This window comes from Lactobacillus sp. (genome assembly GCF_051893255.1).
GTDB lineage: Bacteria > Bacillota > Bacilli > Lactobacillales > Lactobacillaceae > Lactobacillus.
This window is the reverse complement of the sequence record NZ_JBJFHB010000014.1, coordinates 1-16,821: the sequence shown is the minus strand read 5'-3', so window position 1 is coordinate 16,821 and position 16,821 is coordinate 1. Positions and strand designations below refer to the sequence as shown.

The 16,821-nt window shown below is 49.0% G+C and carries 14 protein-coding genes; 3 read left to right on the top strand and 11 right to left on the bottom strand.

Annotation, left to right across the window (positions count from 1 at the left end):
* Nucleotides 1–99 precede the first annotated feature (99 nt).
* From ACI4WN_RS01020 to ACI4WN_RS01000, 5 genes are all read right to left on the bottom strand, one after another.
* On the bottom strand, nt 100–1,938 hold the full coding sequence (locus ACI4WN_RS01020) for a monovalent cation:proton antiporter family protein (protein WP_439776587.1): 1,839 nt from the start codon (nt 1,936–1,938) through the stop codon (nt 100–102).
* Between the two features lie 152 nt (nt 1,939–2,090).
* On the bottom strand, nt 2,091–3,677 hold the full coding sequence (locus ACI4WN_RS01015) for an SLAP domain-containing protein (protein WP_439776586.1): 1,587 nt from the start codon (nt 3,675–3,677) through the stop codon (nt 2,091–2,093).
* A 44-nt stretch (nt 3,678–3,721) separates the two neighbouring features.
* A complete protein-coding gene (locus ACI4WN_RS01010) occupies nt 3,722–4,963 on the bottom strand; it encodes an SLAP domain-containing protein (protein WP_439776585.1) in 1,242 nt (413 codons plus the stop codon).
* A 275-nt stretch (nt 4,964–5,238) separates the two neighbouring features.
* Nucleotides 5,239–5,478, bottom strand: coding sequence for a DUF2922 domain-containing protein (locus ACI4WN_RS01005; RefSeq protein ID WP_439776584.1), 240 nt, complete (start codon nt 5,476–5,478; stop codon nt 5,239–5,241).
* A gap of 115 nt (nt 5,479–5,593) precedes the next feature.
* Nucleotides 5,594–5,818, bottom strand: a complete 225-nt coding sequence (locus ACI4WN_RS01000) for a DUF1659 domain-containing protein (protein WP_439776583.1) — start codon at nt 5,816–5,818, stop codon at nt 5,594–5,596.
* 277 nt (nt 5,819–6,095) lie between these two features.
* Here ACI4WN_RS01000 and ACI4WN_RS00995 point away from each other — a divergent pair, with 277 nt between their 5' ends.
* The 3 genes from ACI4WN_RS00995 to ACI4WN_RS00985 all read left to right on the top strand — a co-directional run bounded on the left by ACI4WN_RS00995 (nt 6,096) and on the right by ACI4WN_RS00985 (nt 9,808).
* A complete protein-coding gene (locus ACI4WN_RS00995; RefSeq protein ID WP_439776582.1) occupies nt 6,096–7,031 on the top strand; it encodes a hypothetical protein in 936 nt (311 codons plus the stop codon).
* A 189-nt stretch (nt 7,032–7,220) separates the two neighbouring features.
* On the top strand, nt 7,221–7,580 hold the full coding sequence (locus tag ACI4WN_RS00990; protein ID WP_195837460.1) for a hypothetical protein: 360 nt from the start codon (nt 7,221–7,223) through the stop codon (nt 7,578–7,580).
* Nucleotides 7,581–7,738: 158 nt separating this feature from the next.
* On the top strand, nt 7,739–9,808 hold the full coding sequence (locus tag ACI4WN_RS00985) for a KUP/HAK/KT family potassium transporter (protein ID WP_439776581.1): 2,070 nt from the start codon (nt 7,739–7,741) through the stop codon (nt 9,806–9,808).
* A gap of 1,065 nt (nt 9,809–10,873) precedes the next feature.
* Here the strand turns inward: ACI4WN_RS00985 and ACI4WN_RS00980 are convergent.
* From ACI4WN_RS00980 to ACI4WN_RS00955, 6 genes are all read right to left on the bottom strand, one after another.
* A complete protein-coding gene (locus tag ACI4WN_RS00980) occupies nt 10,874–12,817 on the bottom strand; it encodes a M13 family metallopeptidase (protein ID WP_439776580.1) in 1,944 nt (647 codons plus the stop codon).
* An 18-nt stretch (nt 12,818–12,835) separates the two neighbouring features.
* Nucleotides 12,836–13,183 carry a glutaredoxin domain-containing protein gene (locus ACI4WN_RS00975; protein WP_439776579.1) on the bottom strand — a complete coding sequence of 116 codons (348 nt, stop codon included), beginning with the start codon at nt 13,181–13,183 and terminating at the stop codon, nt 12,836–12,838.
* Between the two features lie 122 nt (nt 13,184–13,305).
* Nucleotides 13,306–14,526, bottom strand: a complete 1,221-nt coding sequence (locus tag ACI4WN_RS00970) for an MDR family MFS transporter (RefSeq protein ID WP_439776578.1) — start codon at nt 14,524–14,526, stop codon at nt 13,306–13,308.
* A gap of 100 nt (nt 14,527–14,626) precedes the next feature.
* Nucleotides 14,627–15,958, bottom strand: coding sequence for a DUF438 domain-containing protein (locus ACI4WN_RS00965; protein WP_439776577.1), 1,332 nt, complete (start codon nt 15,956–15,958; stop codon nt 14,627–14,629).
* Nucleotides 15,958–16,545 (bottom strand): iron-sulfur cluster assembly protein, encoded by a 588-nt coding sequence (locus ACI4WN_RS00960; RefSeq protein WP_439776576.1) that lies wholly within the window; start codon nt 16,543–16,545, stop codon nt 15,958–15,960. The genes ACI4WN_RS00965 and ACI4WN_RS00960 overlap by 1 nt, the downstream gene beginning before the upstream one ends.
* Before the next feature lie 12 nt (nt 16,546–16,557).
* On the bottom strand, nt 16,558–16,821 hold a 264-nt coding region (locus ACI4WN_RS00955; RefSeq protein ID WP_439776575.1), incomplete at its 5' end, for a 4Fe-4S single cluster domain-containing protein.

Genomic DNA, 16,821 nt, shown 5'->3' with positions numbered 1-16,821 from the left:
AAAAAGCCAGACTCTATCACTAGAGCCTGGCTTTCCTATTGCTATAGGACTCTTCTAGCCCGACTTGGTCTTTAGCCAAGGCAACAACCTTGTTTTAAATTACTTCTGACTCAAAATTTGGTGGATCCGGTCGGCTTCTCGCCAAGGGCCACTGAAGACCAGTTCATCGCCCGGTTCAATCACCGTGGACCCGTGCGGAGAAATCCACTTGTTGCCCCGGCGAATCCGCGAAACAGTGATTTCGTCGATGAAGTCCCAGTCCATCAGCATCCGGCCAGTATAGAGCGGATTTTTAACCACAACGTCGTAAAGGGCGTTGTTGGTGTCGGTGATGATCCGGTAAACGGCTGGCGATTCGATCAGGGCTCTCAGCATGGCGCCTCTGATGTTGTTGAAGGCAAAAACTTCGATCCCTTCATCTTGCAGCTGGTCGACCACCTCGGCCTGGGCCTGGCGCTGCCGGGCAATGACCCGCTTGACCCCGGCCCGCTTGGCTGCCAAGGCGGCTTCATAGTTGATCTCGTCATTGTGGTAGGCCGCAACGAAGATGTCCGTATCAAAGCCGCCTGCTTGCTCGATCGTCTCTGGCGTAGCGTCTGGCATAAGCTGCAGCTGCTTGATCTTGCTCTTATAGGTGTTGTAGTTTTCTTCCTTGCAAGTCAGCATCTCCACTGAGTACCAAGAATCGTGCAGGTCCTGGAAAACCGTGGTTGTCAGGGTGTTGAGGCCTAAGATCGTAACTTTTTCCTTGATCTTGTCGGCTGGCGTCAATTTAAAGGTCGCATTAAAGACGATCGGGCAGACGATGCAGACAATGACCGCAGCCAGGATAAAGGCACTGGACTGGGTGCTGGTGATGGCCTTAAGCTTGCGTGCAACTTGCAAGGTTGGCAAGACGATGGTAATGGTCGTTGCCGTTAAAAAGCCGCCCGCAAAAGCATTTCGCTTGTCAAAGTAGCGCATGTAGACCAGGGTAACTGGGGCCTTAGCCAAGAAGAAGCAGATGACCAAGACCGGCAACAGGGCCAAAGCCTGAGGATTAGCAAAGAGCAGCTTCAAGTTTAAGTTGACCCCAGTCTTGATGAAGAAGATGGGGATAAAGAAGCCGTAGCCAATGGACGTTAATTTGTCCTTAGTGGCCTGGCTGGGCTCCAGCAGCTTCATGACCATCCCGGCCAAAAAGGCACCCAGGATGTTTTCGGCCCCTACCTGCTCAGCCACCGTAACCAGGGCAAAGATCAGGAAAAAGGCTAGCCGAATATCCAGCTGGGTCGTGGCCTTGGTCACCTTGCTAAACCAGATGTAAGGCTGCTTGAACCTTTTGAGCAAGAAGATGGCCGCCACAAAGAGCAAAACGATCAGCCAGAGCTTTTTCGCATCCCCGCCGTTGATGGAGGAGTAAATGGTCAACAGCAAAAGCGGGATCACTTCACCTAAAACCGCCGTTAAGAGCACTGTCTGCCCAATCGGCCGGCTGAGGATTTCTTTTTCCTTTAAAGTGGCAATGACCACGCCCAGGGCCACCGTCATAAAGATGATCGTGGCTAAGGCCACGTCGCTAAAGAGGCCCATCGCCTTCATGATCAAGGCCAGGCCGACAGCGAAAACGGCCACCCCGGCAAAGGCCAGGCTAGCAACTAAAAGCGGCTTAACCTCCTTGCCGGCTTCCGACTTTCGAGACCGGTTGGTCCGGCTGGGTTTCAGCAAGTCAAAGTCGATTTCCATCCCGGAAAGGAACATCAAGATGATCACCCCCAAGTTGGACAAAAAGGTCAGCTGGGAGTTAACAGTAACTAAGTTGAGGGCACTTTTGCCCATGATAATGCCGACAATGATTTCGGCAACCGCGGTTGGCACGGTCGTGACCTTGAAGCGGGCCATGACGATGGGAATCACCAAGGCCAGAAAGGTCGTTAAGAGTAGTGACAATCCGTTCATTCAGATCATTCTTCCTAAATTAAGAGTTTTATCTATTATACCAATAATCAAACTTGAAAAAAGAAAAACGGACTCAGAGTTTTCTGAATCCGTTTCTGCTTTGTTTCTGTTGATTTGTTAGTACTTCTAGTTTTTGTATTTTTACTTTTTAACTAAAAGTTGCCAGCCTTCAGGTACAAGGCGGTGTTGCCGCTAAAGCCAATCATGTAGTACTTCTTGCCTTTGATGGTGACAGCTGAGCCATAGGCCGCAACTTGCGTCCCCTTTTGCCGGGTAGCTTCGGTCTTGATCCGGCTGCCGCTAGCTGAGTAAACGTAGGCATTGTGCTTCAAGGTTCTCACCGTGCCATCGATGCTGTCGGCCTTCACGTACTTGTCCGTACCGTAGCGGTAGAACTTGGTGTTGCCGATGGTTACGGCGCTGCCGTAAACCGTCAAGTAGCTGCCAGCCTTGAACTTAGCAATAGACTTAACCTTTTGGCCTTGAGCATTGTAGGTGTAAGTGTTCCGCATCAGGCGCTTCTTAGTGCCGACTTCCCGAGCTACAAAGTTGCCAGCCTTCACGTACTTGGCTTCGCCCTTGGCGTTAAAGCCAATCATGTAGTACTTCTTGCCCTTAATCGTCACTTGGCTGCCGTAAGTAGCTTGGCTTGCGCCCTTGAGCAGCTTGGCTGAGGTCCAGTCTCTGGTCCCCTTGATCGTGTAGACGTAGGCATTGTGGGTCACCGTCTTGGTGGTCCCATCGATGTTGCCGGCCTTGACGTATTGGTTGTCGCCGTACTTGTAGTACTTGCTATTGCCAATGGTTACGGCATTGCCGTAAATCGTCAAGTACTTGCCAGCCTTGATGGCCTTGGTGCTTTGCTTTTGCCCAGCAGAGTTGTAAGTGTAGGAGTTCCGCATTACTTGCTTCTTCACAGCGTTGGCAGCCTGACTGGCTGGCTTTTTGCTGGAAGAGCTGGATGAGGAACTTGAGCTGGAGCTAGAACTGGATGAACTAGATGAGCTGGAAGAACTCTTTGAGCTTGAGCCGCCTTGCTTGTTGTAGTAGTAAGTGATCAAGCTGTAAAAGTCGCTCATGGAGTAGCCCCACTTGGCAAAGTAGCTGTCAGGGTCTCCGTGGTCGGTCCCGCCCAGGTACTTAGAGACTTCGTTGTGAGACCAAATCGTGCCCGTGCCGTTTGAAGCAGCCCGGGATGGGGTCAGGTTGTACTGGTGCAAGAGCTGAGCGATGTAGTAGGCATCGTTAGCCACGCTTTGCACGAATTCGTCTCTGGTGTTAACTTCGCAGAGTTCGATTTGGATATAGCGCTGGTTGGCAATTGGGCCAGCTCCCCAAACACCGTAGTCGGTTGACATCAGCTGGATGGTTTGGGTGTTGTCGACAACCGCGTGGACGTAAGTATAAGCCGTCATCCAGTTGTTGTTAAAGTAGCGGCCTTCAGCCCAGGCATTGGCCCCTGGCGTCGCCGTTTCGTGAACCACGACCCCTTCTGGCTTGCCGACACCGTTCCGGTAGCCAAAGCGGCTGCCATACTTCTTGCCATTGGCCACGCTGTTGAACTGGTTATAGGTCAGCCCTGCAGCCTTCAGCAGATCTTCCAAGTACTTGGTCCCGCTATAAGTCTTTTTCTGAGCATCGCTGTTGATCGATGCACTGGCCGTTTGCGCTTGACCGGCAAAGCCGAAGGTCAAAGCACCCACCGCCAGCATGGATACTAAAAGACGTTTAAATTTCATGTATTTTCTCTTTTCCTTTTATTCAAAAAATCTAGGCTTTCTGACTAAAAGTTGCCCTTCTTGACGTATTGGTTCAAGCCAACAACGTAGTAGTACTTGCCCTTGATCTTGACGGTCCCGCCATAAACGGTGTGCTTAGATCCCTTCAGCCACTTCTTGGCCTTCTTGATCCGCTTGCCTTGGCCATCGTACAAGTAGGCGTTGTGCTTCAGCTTCTTTTTAGTCCCGTCAAAGTTAGAAGCCTTGATGAACTGGTCAGCGCTAGCGGCGTTAACCCGGTAGTAGCTGGCACCGTTGATGGTTACCTTGCCAAAAGTCGTCACGCTAGTGCCAGCCTTAACCGTCTTGTCCTTGGTCCGGCTGCCCGTACTGTTATAAATAGCAGCGCCGTGCATCAAGGTCTTGGCTTGGCCAGTGGCACTGGTTTCAGAGTCAGTTGCCGTATTAGCGCTGGTGTTTGAGCTGGTGTTGCTTGATGGCGCTTGAGAAGAGCTGGTCGTCAAGCTGTCGCTGTTGACCCAGCCTAAGCCCTTCAAGTACATGCGCTTAGTACCGTTATAGTAGGTAAAGGTCTTCGTAACCGTTACGGTTTGACCAGCCGTAATCGTACTCAATTTTGGAGAAACTGAGTGATCAGTTGGGTACAGGTAGGCTGAGCCAGATTTGACGATCTTAGCCGTGTAAGAAGTCTTAGAAACAACTGGGTCGTACTTGGTCAAGTTGTAAGTTGCAATCAACTTCTTCAGCTTGGATGGGTAGTTGACGTCGGTGGCGTAGCCGGCAGCCTTGATAGCGTCAGCAGCTTTAGACACGCTTGAGGCATTTTCCAGCCAAGTAGCGCTGTAGCGCAGGCCCGTCCCGCCAAAAGTCGTTCTCATCTTCAAGCCATAGTCGTCAAAAGAAGCTTGGTAGCTTGAGTACTTTCTAAAAGCGGCGTTGATGTAGTAAGTGGCGCCGCTGGAAGTTTGTTCTGCCGTCCGAGCAGTGTAGGTGGCCCCGGTCCAGCCAGTGCCTGCCTTCATGCCAAAGAAGTTGTAGGCTTGCGTGGACAGGGTTGAGTTGCCCCAGCTGGATTCAAGCGCTGCTTGGGCCAGCATCAAAGAGGCGTAAACGCCGTATTTCTTTGAAGTCTTTTGGGCCTGAGTCCCGACCTTGCTCAAAAAGGCATCACTGGTTGCGGATGCCTGAACGGTATGATTGGATAAAGACAAGTTGTTGGTCACTGGAACGGCGACTGAGGTTAACATCGCTGCGGTAGCAAGTCCAGTCATAAATCTTCTCTTCATTAAGTTCCTCCTAATTTTTACTGTGGTACACCCTATTGTATGATCTTCCACCCTCCCTTACAATCGAACTCACATTCTGTAAAGGAAAAGTAATATTCACCCGTAAAAAAGCGTTTTATTCACCTTTTAAGCAAAAGAATTTAAGGTTACTTATGGTTGTTTCACGTTATTTCTGTTAAAAAGCAAAAAGGGCAGCTAGGCCGCCCTCCTTACTTAAAGATACTAGTTTTTGCTTCAGGCACTCACACTTGGTGATGATGCAGCCTAAAAGCTTATTAATGATTACTATCGTCAAACACAGTCGTAACGTTGCGTTCGATATATTTTGCAGACAGCGGTGCATCATAGAGGATTTCCCCTTCCTTGACGAACAGCTTCTCGCCAGCGATGGCACTGGCTGCGGCCTTGACTTGGTCGACGGTCAGGTTTGGCAAGGCAGAAGTGAAGTTGAGGTTCTTCTTCTTGCCGGCGCTGGACTTGAAGGTTAATTGCAATTCGGTAGTAGTGGTAGTCATTTTTTGCTCCTTATTTGTTAAAAATCAAATTTAGTACTTTTTCTAGTTTTCGCGTTAAGAGTCAGCTATTTTCAGCAGTATTTCTTCGTTATTCTAAAATTCTTTTTGTCAAAAATTACTTATTTTCAGCTTCAGCCACATTCAAGGTCTGCTTTTGGATGAGGCAGAGCTCCGTCAGGTCGTCGCCTTGCAAGGCACTGATGGCCTTGCCAACCTTGACCAGGCTGTCCGGGGTCGCATCAAGCTTAACGTCCTTTAAGCTGCGGGTCATTTGCCCATCCTTGTACTTGTCGGCCTTGAAAGTGTATTGAATGTTTTGGCTGGATAACTTGAAATTCATGGTTTGCTCCTTTTTCTTCTAATTTAGCTAATTGGATTCAATCAAATATTGGATAGGAGATTTCCCTCTCCTGCGGGGGTAAGTCAGGCGCCTTTGTCTTACACTTACACTAACGATTTGAGATGGCAAAGTCGGCCAACTTTTTGCCAATTTTTTTAAAAAAGTTTTTCCTTAGCTGCTTAGCTTAATTTTTAAGCTTCAGTTACAAATCCCCTGACTAAAAGATCTCAGAAAAAAGTTTGGTATAATTGGGACTTAACAGGAGGAAACTATTCACATGAAACGCAAAACCCTATGGTCCATCCTGGCCATTGTTGCTGTAGTGTTAGTGGGCGGCGGCATCTTCTTTGCTAACCGCAAGTCTAATTCAAGCAGCGACAATTCCGCCAGCTACCAGACCTACATGCAGGCCGGCAAGGACGCAGCTCAAGCCAAGAAGTATGCCAAAGCCGCTGACCAATTTGGCCAAGCTTATAGCGTTAAGGCTACTGCTACGGCCAAGCACTACCAAGACCAGGCCCAAAACCTGGCTGATTCGGTAAAATTGGCCAAGACCACGACCAAGTACCAAAGCGCGGTCAACCTGGCCCAAAAGGCTCAAAAGCAGACCGGCGGCTACCAGGTAATGACTAGCCAAGCCAAAAAGCTGGTCAAGACCTTGAAGGCAGTCTTAGACAACTACCAAAGCGAGATCAAGCCGCTGATGAAGAAGGCTGCTAGCGACATGACTGACGGCAACTACAGCGATGCTGCTTCTATTTACAGCCAGATCCTGGATCTGCCATATATCAACGGCGTCTACTACGCTAAGGTGCGCTCTGAGGTCAAGAGCCTGCTGAAAGAAGCGAAGAGCAAGAGCGATGACAGCGATTCTTCATCATCTTCTAGTTCAGAAGACTCATCATCCAGCTCAAAGAAGGACGAATCAAGCTCTAGCTCCAGTTCTAGCGCTGACTCTAGTTCATCATCCAGCTCATCTAACCAGGCTGAAGGCCAAAGCCAAAGCAGCAACGACAAGGTCAACGGGTCAACCGTAACCAGCCGGGATACTCAACAGATCCGCAACCAATTGGATAACCTTGGCGTTGGATCAAGTGGCTGGAGTCCGCAAGACTTGATCAACCTCTTCCGCTACGCTTCTAGTCAAGGCCACACCACGATTGACTCCATTACCAAGAGCGACGTTGAAGGCTACTTGAACTCAAGCAAGTAAGGAATTTTTCAGAAAAAATCAATCGTTTTTTCGCGCCAGATCCCGAGTTTTCGGGGTCTGGTGCTTGCTTTCTGAGCCTAAAGTCGTTAAAATTACTATTGACTTTATGGACTTTTATTGGAAAAAGGAGCTACAACTTTGGCTGAAGAAAAGAAAATCCGCGATAACGAAGACTTGCTCAAGATCGTCATGCCTGAGCCTGAACGCGTAACCATGCCTGCACGCGAAGTTGAAGAACAACCAGCTTACCTGGTAAACTTCGCCAACTTCTACGTTTCTTCTTTTGAAAGAGACGACTTGGAAATCATCTCTGAATTTGACAGCGACCACAACATGGTCAACATCAACCACTACCTGCTGCTCAACCAGCCATTCACTAGAAAGAACCTGGTAAAGCACGTACTCGTTGACCACGCCCACAACTTCCAAGCCATCTTGGACAAGATGACCGAAAAGACCGGCGTTGACCCAGAAGCCATGACCACTTACGAAGACTGGAGCAAGTGGTACGAAGCTGAACGGGCAAAGATCGAAAGCAGTTTGTCTTAAAAGACTTGAAAAATTGCTCTAAATATAAGAAAATTACAGTAAAAAGAATGTCTGATGGCATTCTTTTTTTACTTGTTAAATTCAAGCTACTGTGTGTTGAAATTAACAGTCTAATAAATTACAAGCTTTATTAAAAGTTTGAGGAGTATTTTTATATCATGGAAGCACAAAACAAACGCAACCGGATGTCCGCTGCGGGCCTCTTGATCGCGATTGGGATTGTCTACGGTGATATCGGGACCAGCCCTCTGTACGTTATGAAGTCCGTCATTTCAGGCAATGGCGGGATCAATACCGTTAGCCGGGACCTGATCATCGGGACGATTTCCTTAATTCTGTGGACCGTGACCGTTTTAACGACGGTGCAAACGGTCATGATCGCTTTAAAGGCTACCAACCACGGCGAAGGTGGTATCTTCGCCCTTTACGCCTTGATTAGAAAAAAGGCCGCCTGGCTGGTGTGGCCGGCCCTGATCGGTGGGGCCGCCATCTTGGCCGATGGTACCTTGACCCCTGCCGTGACGGTTACGACCGCCATTGAAGGGTTAAAGGGGCTGGAATTCGGCAAGGGCAATGTCCCAGTCAGCAACCAGACCACCGTTTTGATCATTACCATCGCCATCTTGCTCTTCTTGTTCGCTATTCAGCGGATGGGGACTAGCATTATCGGTAAGGCTTTTGGGCCAGTCATGTTTGTCTGGTTCACCTTCTTGGGCGTGATGGGCTTGATCAACATCGGCGGGGACTGGACCATTATCCAGGCCTTAAACCCATACTACGCAATCAAGCTCTTGTTTAGTCCATACAACAAAGCTGGCTTTGCCATCTTGGGTTCCATCTTCCTGGCCACGACTGGGGCTGAAGCCCTCTATTCAGACGTTGGCCACGTCGGCAAGGGCAACATCATTGGCTCATGGCCATTCGTCTTTGTCTGCTTGTCCTTGAACTACTTCGGGCAAGGGGTTTGGATCTTGCACAACACCGGGATGCACTCAGCTACTGAAATCAACCCGTTCTACGCAATGATTCCAGAAAGCATTCGTTTGGCATCTATCGTTTTGGCAACCTTGGCTGCGATCATCGCTTCTCAAGCCCTGATCACTGGTTCCTTCACTTTGGTGGCTGAAGCGATCAACTTGAAGTTCTTGCCAAGAATGAACATCCTCTACCCATCAGATGAAAGAGGTCAAATCTACATCCCAGCCATCAACAAGATGCTGGGCGCTACCACTATTGCCCTGGTTCTCTTCTTCAGAACCTCAGCCCACATGGAAGCAGCCTACGGTCTGTCCATCACCATCTCCATGCTGACGACGACCATCCTGCTGTACGAATGGCTGGTTCTCAAGCGCGGTCACAACCTGTGGAACACGATTTTTGTCATCTTCTTCAGCACGATCAACATCCTCTTCATGGGGTCTAGCTTGAGCAAGTTCACCAAGGGTGGCTACGTTTCACTCTTGATCACCCTCTTGATTGCCTCAATCATGGTGATCTGGTACTTCGGCAACAAGGTTCGCGACAAGAACGAATCTGTTAATGCCTACGTCCGCCTTGACGAATACACTGACATGCTGACTGACCTGAGTCACGATGACAACTACCCAACTTACGCTGACAACTTGGTTTACATGGCCAAGGTTAAGTACAACAAGTTCATCAAGCGGGAAATTCTGTACTCCATCTTGGACAAACGGCCAAAGAGAGCGCGGGCTTACTGGTTCGTTTCTGTTAACGTCACTAACGACCCATTTACGGCTGAATACGCGGTCAACACTTTTGGCACCAAGAACGTGATTAACATCCAGCTCTACCTCGGCTTCAAGCGGCAAACGAGCGTTAACGTCTACTTGCGGCAGATCGTTCACGACCTGATCAAGGACAACACCATTGAAGCTCAGCCGCAGGAATACACGACCACTCCAGGCCGGGACGTCGGTGACTTCAAGTTCGTTATCGTTAACGACGTGATCTCCCCTTCAACGACCTTGACTTCCTACCAAAAGTGGCTGGTTAAGGCCCGGGTACAGCTGCAAAACCTGTCACCAAACCCTGCTCAATGGTTTGGCCTGGAATTTGCGGACACGGTCATTGAACGCGTGCCTTTGATCTTGGGTAAGCAAAAGCCTGAAAGAATCAAGCGGGTTGCCCCAATTGACTACAGCAAGACGGCAATTAACCCAGACAAGGTAAAGCTTGTTAAGCAAAAGAACAAGAAAAAGAAGTAAAAACAGCTAAACAGCTAAGCAAACAGGGACTGCCCATGGCAGTCCCTGTTTTTTGCGGAAAATTTCTTAAGCTTCCCTACTTTTTCGTAAGCATTAATTCACTGAAGAAAAAAGAATCGGTCATAATTTGTTTACACGTGCCTATTATTATATAAGCATAGACAGAAGCAACAGCTTCTCCTATAAGAATTAATTTTTCTTTTTCTTTTTTCCTCTTTTACACACAACACACATTAAACACACAGCAAAAACAAGAGCAGTCGTTGATGGAGCGGCTGCTTTTGTTTTGCCTTGAAAAAGTGTCTAGGACATACAATTAGTTCTTTTTAGCTTCTTTAGCATTTAAAGAAAATGCAAAGACTTTTTTCATTGAAGTTCACCAAAGAGGGCATAAATTGGATACAAAATCTCGTTACTATATAAGCATAGAAAGAAGCAACAGCTTCCTCTATAAAAGATTAATTTTTCTTTTTCTTTTTTCCTCTTTTACACACAACACACATTAACACACAGCAAAACATGAGCAGCCATTGATGGAGTGGCTGCTTTTGTTTTTGCCATTTTTGATTTAAGATCTTTAGCTCTCTTAAATATCTAAAGAAATTCAGAAGGCTTTTTTCATTAAAGGTCACAATCATGATCATAAATTGGATACAAAATCCCGTTATTATATAAGCATAGACAGAAGCAAAGAACTTCTCCTATAAAATTACTTTTTCTTTTTTCCTCTTTTACACAACACACATTAGACAAACACACAGCAAAGCAAAAGCAGTCGTTGACGGAGCGACTGCTTTTGTTTTGGATTTTTTGTTTTTAGCCTTTAAGCTTCTTAAATATCTAAAGAAATTCAGAAGGCTTTTTTCATTAAAGGTCACAATCATGATCATAAATTGGATACAAAATCCCGTTATTATATAAGCATAGACAGAAGCAAAGAACTTCTCCTATAAAATTACTTTTTCTTTTTTCCTCTTTTTACACAACACACATTAGACAAACACACAGCAAAAAAATGAAGCCATATCGCTCGATATGACTTCATTTTTTGTTTTTATTAGCTTGCTACCAGATCTTAACCCGCTTGTCCTTTTCCAGGTACATCCCGTCGCCTGGCTGAACGTTAAAGGTTTCGTAGAATTCGTCCTGGCATTGAGCTTGCACGTTGGCTCTAAGTGGACCTGGCGCGTGCACGTCGATGGAGACAATCATCTTGATGGCTGCTTCCAGGGACTTTTGGGCCCAGACTCTAGCCCAGTTGGCGTAGAAGTCCTTCAGGTCTTCTCCTTCTTCCTTGCAGGCGGTCATGGCTGCCGTCAAGCCGCCTTGGTCAGCGATGTTTTCGGACACGATCTGCTTGCCGTTCAGGGTGCTTGGACCGTACTTGAGGCCGTCAAAGAGGTCGATTTCCGCTTGGGTCCGCTTGGCAAATTCCTTGTAGTCTGCCTCAGTCCACCAGTTCTTCAGGTTGCCAAATTCGTCGAATTGGGCACCGTTGTTGTCAAAGGCGTGAGAGACTTCGTGAGCGATAACGGCACCGATCCCGCCGTAGTTGGCTGCCCGGCTTTGGTCGACGCTGTAAAATGGCGCCTGCAAGATGGCAGCTGGGAAGGTGATGTCGTTTCTTTGTGGATCGTAGCAGGCGTTAACCAGGTCCCCTGGCATCAGCCAAACCGTCCGGTCAACTGGCTTGGTCAACTTTTCCAAGCTGTACTTGAGGCTTTCTAGGCCCGCTGCCTTTAAGTTGGAGTACAGGCTGCCGCCAGCGCTGGCTGGGGTAACGGTCAAGCGGTTGTAGATTTCTTCGATCTTGTCTGGGTAGCCCACCTTCAAGATCAAGGCTTGCAGCTTGACGATGGCCTTGTCCTTGGTTGATTGGGACAGCCAGTCGTTTTCCGCAATCCGCTTTTCGTAAACCTTCAGCATCCGGTGGATCATGCCTAAGACGTCGTCCTTGGCCGCTTGACCAAAGTAGGTTTGGCCGTAGTAAACACCCACGACTTCGCTAAAGGTGCCATCAGCCAGGCGGAAGGCTTGCTTTTCCCCGCTAGCCAGTTCTGGTTGACCAGTCAAGGCTTGGTGGAATGGGAAGGCTGCTTCACGGAATTCTTGAGACAGGCTGGAAGCTGCACCGTTGATGAACTTCACGATCATCCAGCCCTTGATTTCGTCAAACAATTCGCCATTGATCAAACCGTCTGCTTGGTCCAAGTAGCGCGGTTCTGAGTTGATCAAGGTGTCCACGTCTTGGCCTAAGTAATTCTTCAAAAAGCCGGCAATGTCGAAGTGGGTAAACTTGCCCTTGAAGTCGGCGCTGGCAATTGGGTTGTACATGGCTGGGTAGTCTGCCCATTCTTCGCTGGACTTAACCACCTTGGACAAGCGGCCATCGTAAGCCAAAGCTTGGTCAACGTACTTTTCAGCATCCTCAGCGTCAACGCCGGCCATGGTCAGCAGCTTCACGCTTTGGGCCTTCAAGACGCCCAAAAGCTTTTCGGCATCGTCACTTTGGTAGGTAGTGGTGTCTGGCAAGAAGACGCTTGGGCCACCGAAGTAGACGATGTTTTGCTTGGTATTTTTCATATCGGCATCAACGGAAACAGCGAATGGCAGGTCAAAGCCGTCCTTAGCCAGGTCTGCTGCATGAGCATTGAATTCATCCCAGGTCAAGGCTTGCAGCTGCTTCAAGTCGTCTTGGATTGGCGCAGCGCCATCGCTGTTTCGCTTGTCAAAGTCCTTTGCTAGCTTGTAGAGCTCAACGGCCTTGGTCAAGTTAGGCACGTCAGGAATTTCTTTTTCACCCTTGGCAAAGGCCGCAAAGTCAGCCATCAAGGTCTTTTCAACATTGTCAGCAATTTGGACAAAGCTGCCCATGCTGGAGCGGTCAGCTGGGATTTCCAGCTTGTCCAGGTATTCGGAGTTAACCGCCAAATATAGGTTGTCTTGTGGGCGGGCGTCCTTGTTTAAAACGGTCGTGTCGCCGGCGCCGCCGCGTACGTTATTTTTCATCTTTTTCTCCTTCAAAAATTAGCAACCAGCTTGGTCAATGGCGCAAGCATCCTTTTCAGCTTGGATCTTGGCCATTTGTTCATCGGCTTCCTTAGGCCAGATTGGTTCAAAGCCGCGTTCTTTCAAGTAGCCTTCCCAGTCAAGGTTGACGCTGCCGTCAGCTTCAATGATGGCGGGAATGCCGGCGTTGCCGGCTTCTCTGGCTTCAGCGAAGGCTGAGTTTTGGTCTCTCAAGCGCAGGAATTCCTTAAACTTTGGCATTGATTCGAAAATGTTGATGAATTGGTAGTCAATGCCATAATTCTTAAAACTAGCTTCAAAAGCAATGCAGTCAGGACAAACCTTAGTCCCGTAAACTTTGAGCATGAAATTTACCTCCTATATTTTTCACTATTCTTTTATTTTACCTTTTTACAGAGGAAAGCGTTATGGAAATGCTTTTCTTTTTAGCCAAAAAAGACCAAGCCAACCTGGCTTGGTCTCACAGCTTATCTAAAATAATGTACTTGATCCTTCAACTTCGCCTTCAGCGGAATCAGGGCGATCAAACATAAGAAGATCCCGCAGCTGGCCACGACAAACATGGTCTTGTAGCCAAAAAGGTCAATCAAGGTCCCGCCAAACAGCGGCCCAAAGGCCCGGCCGAGCCCGCTGGCCACCAAGGTTAAGCCCTGGTACTTTCCCTTGCTGGAATACGGCGACATGTCGTTGACATAGGCCGGAATCGCCGAAAAGGCGGTCGATTCACCCAAGGTCAGGATGGACATCGACAAAACGAAGCCCGGGTACGTTTTGGCAAAAATCAAGGTCAGCCAGGAAATGGCAAACATGAAAATGCCAAAGAAGATCTGCTGGTAGATGCTCTTGAAGATCCCCGGGAAGCGCGCCAAGATCAGCTGCACGACCACGATGATGCCGGCATTGATGGTCCACAAGGTGGAATACAGGTGGAAAGGAATCCCTAAGCTGACCATGTAAACGGAGAGGTTAGACTCCCAGTTCATGTACATCAGCCAGGTGACACCTAAGGTGATGAAGAAACCCAGGGTCATGTAGAAATTGGCCTTTGGCATTGGCTCGGCCTTGGTCGGCGCTTGCCCACTCTTTTGCTTCTCTTTTCTTTCAGCATGATAGGCAATGATTGGCCGGAACTTGGTCAAGGCCACAACCGTCCCGATCAAGAAAAGGCAGCTGGCGATGATAAAGAGCAAGTGGATGGAGTAGTCATAGAGATAACCCACGATCAGGGTCCCGATGACCACGCCCAGGTTTTGGGAGAAGTAGAGGATGTTAAAAATATACCGTCCTGGATACTTCTTCAAGCTGGTAGCGATGGAATTAACCAAGGCCCCGTTCCAGCCGCCCAAAAAGCCGGTGCAGACCAGCCAGAACCAGTAAATCGGCCAGCCATGGAAGAAGGCCATGGCTAGCAAGACCAGGGTATCCAGCAGCATCCCCCCGACAATTAGCGGGTAAGGATTGAACTTGTCAAACAGCCGTCCACTGATCGTAGACCCCACCATGTTGGCCGCACAGTTGCAAAAAAGGACGATCCCGATCACCGACAGGCTGATCCCCAGCCTTTTATTCAGATAAACCGAAGTCAAAGGCCAGATAAAGCTGGCCCCAATCCAGGTGGCTAGTTCCGCCACCACCAGCCAAGGCAGGCCAATTTCTGGCAAAGTCTGCTTACCATGTTTAGTTTTCACAAAAATCGTCCCCTTTCTTATTTAGCAATTCATTTCAATTCTCTTTGCAAAAAGAAAAGCCCATGCAAGGCATGAACTATTTTTTCTTCTATATAAATTATTATAAATCTTTCTTGCTGCCTTTTAAAGACCTGACATAGGTCGCATCCTGCAGAACTTCCAAGACGCCCAGGTACTTGCCCTCGCTTCTGACAGCGATGTACTGGATGTAGACAAAGCGGCCTCGGAGCTCAAACCAGAACTCGTGCTTGTCCTTTTTCCCGGTCCGCAGGTCGTCAACGATCTGCTTAACCTTGGCCACGCTCTTAGGCATGTGAATGCTGAACAGGTTCATCCCCAGGTCGTTTTTAGAATGGGGGTAAAAGCCGCAGCTGCCGCCAAAAAAGCGGATAGTGTCGGTATCGTCGACAAAGGCGATGTCAAAGGGCATCACGCTGAACATGGCCCGGAGCTGGTCAACCCGCAGGCGTCCTTCCGCAAAGTCGACAAAAAGATTAGCCAATTGACTATCTTTTTCTCCATCTCCCCCATTTGCCTCTGCTCCCTCAGCCACGGCAACTTGCTTATCATAGTGTTCCTGTTCATTGCCGCCTAAGTTTTGGGCAAAAAGATCCACCTGCGCATTCCACTTGGCAATGGTTTCGGGATTTTGCTTGAAGTCAGCGATTTCCTTTTTTGACGGCTTCCAGTTGACCGGCGGGTTGATCAGGCAGTAGCCTACCTGGCCTTCGTCTTCTTTCACCGCCAGCCAGTCTAAAGGAGACGCCACATCAGCCAAAAGCGGGATCATGATCGCTTCTTCTTTGAAGATCATTTCCGTCACTTCTTTAGCGGCCTGCTTGATCTTTTGGGCTAAAAGGTCTGGATCAGGATGCTCCTTGCCTGCTTCAACCTGAGCTTCCTTGATCCAGCGGCGGATGTCGTCGTCAACGCCCCACATGACTTGTGGCGGCGCCGTAATCCCATACTTGGTCATCAGGGGAAACATGGAGATTTCTTTTCGGGTATAGTGCTTGTTGATCTGGCTGAGGTCGGCTAATTCTTGCCGGATCGCCGCTAATTTGTCTTTTTTCCCGGCTAAAAATTTGTCCAGGTCCGGCAAAAGGGCGTCGTTGACCAGACTGGTCAAGACCAGGTTTTCCTGCTTTAAGGTGTGAACCGGGTGGCCCGGCTTTTCAAAGGCCGGCAGGTCTTCTTTTTCCCCGATGGATCCCCGGAAGACTTCTGCGTGGACGGTGCAGAGATTCTGGATCTCTTGGGGATTGAGGCCGCCAGCGATCAGGGCGCGCTCGGCTTCCGTGATTTCTTTGACAGAAACCTGGTCAAAAGCGGCTTGGAACATGCTTTTTGCCTGGTCAAAGTCGCCATCTTCTTGCAAAAAGCGCAGGATCTGCAAAATCTTGTCCTGTCGCTCTTTTAGTGACAAAGCCATTAGTCGCTCACCTTGTACCCTTTCTCTTCCAGCTTCCGCTTAACCTCGGCCAGATCAAAGCCCATGGCCTGGCTGCCTAGTTTCAGGTTCATCACCCGGCCAACCGTGTTCAGCATCCCCGGGATCTTGATCCGGTCAAAGCCAATCTCAGCCATGTCGTCAGCAAAGCTTGGGTACTTGTCGGCAAAAGTCTTGATTGGGGTGTGGCAGTCGATCTGCTTGACCGTGTCTGCGGAATTTTCCACCTTCTCTTGTCTCTTTTGCTCAGTTTCTGCCCCAATCCCCAGCTGCCTTTTGGCGCTGTCTGACATGCGGTCAACGCTCCAAACCGGATACCAGACGACCTTGATGTCGACCTGGTCAATTCCTGGTACTTCCAGGACGGCCTTTTTAATGGCTTGGTCCAAATAGCCGCTCAAGGGGCAGCCCATCGTCGTCAGAGTCATGGTCACCGTGCAGTGGCCATCGTCCAGGTCGATCCCGTAGATCAGGCCCAGGTTAACTACATCGACCAAGAGCTCGGGGTCTTCAACCTCCTGCAATTTTTCCAACACTTGGTTGGCTAATTCTGCCTGCGTGACTTCCATACGCCCTCTTTTCTAGCGAATCAGCTTGTCCCAGAGAACCGGGTGCTGGTCTGGCGTAGCCAGGGACTTTTGCACGTCGATGATCCGCTGGTTGCTGGACCCTCTAAATTGCAGGGTCAAGTCCTTCAGGTTGTCCATGAAGCGGCCATCGACCAGGATGTCAATCTTGTGCAGCATGTCCAGCTTGTCTGGGGTTTCTTTCAGCAATTCTTCCCAGGTATAGCCCGACCAGGACCAGATGTCCTTAGTGTGGCCAAATTCCTTTCTCACCCGGTC

Coding starts and splice junctions, on each gene's coding strand:
- ACI4WN_RS00980 (WP_439776580.1), bottom strand. CDS start 12,817: ATGAAAAATAACGTACGCGGCGGCGCCGGCGACACGACCGTTTTAAAC.
- ACI4WN_RS00960 (WP_439776576.1), bottom strand. CDS start 16,545: ATGGAAGTCACGCAGGCAGAATTAGCCAACCAAGTGTTGGAAAAATTG.
- ACI4WN_RS01010 (WP_439776585.1), bottom strand. CDS start 4,963: ATGAAGAGAAGATTTATGACTGGACTTGCTACCGCAGCGATGTTAACC.
- ACI4WN_RS00985 (WP_439776581.1), top strand. CDS start 7,739: ATGGAAGCACAAAACAAACGCAACCGGATGTCCGCTGCGGGCCTCTTG.
- ACI4WN_RS01015 (WP_439776586.1), bottom strand. CDS start 3,677: ATGAAATTTAAACGTCTTTTAGTATCCATGCTGGCGGTGGGTGCTTTG.
- ACI4WN_RS01005 (WP_439776584.1), bottom strand. CDS start 5,478: ATGACTACCACTACTACCGAATTGCAATTAACCTTCAAGTCCAGCGCC.
- ACI4WN_RS01000 (WP_439776583.1), bottom strand. CDS start 5,818: ATGAATTTCAAGTTATCCAGCCAAAACATTCAATACACTTTCAAGGCC.
- ACI4WN_RS00965 (WP_439776577.1), bottom strand. CDS start 15,958: ATGGCTTTGTCACTAAAAGAGCGACAGGACAAGATTTTGCAGATCCTG.
- ACI4WN_RS00990 (WP_195837460.1), top strand. CDS start 7,221: ATGCCTGAGCCTGAACGCGTAACCATGCCTGCACGCGAAGTTGAAGAA.
- ACI4WN_RS01020 (WP_439776587.1), bottom strand. CDS start 1,938: ATGAACGGATTGTCACTACTCTTAACGACCTTTCTGGCCTTGGTGATT.
- ACI4WN_RS00995 (WP_439776582.1), top strand. CDS start 6,096: ATGAAACGCAAAACCCTATGGTCCATCCTGGCCATTGTTGCTGTAGTG.
- ACI4WN_RS00975 (WP_439776579.1), bottom strand. CDS start 13,183: ATGCTCAAAGTTTACGGGACTAAGGTTTGTCCTGACTGCATTGCTTTT.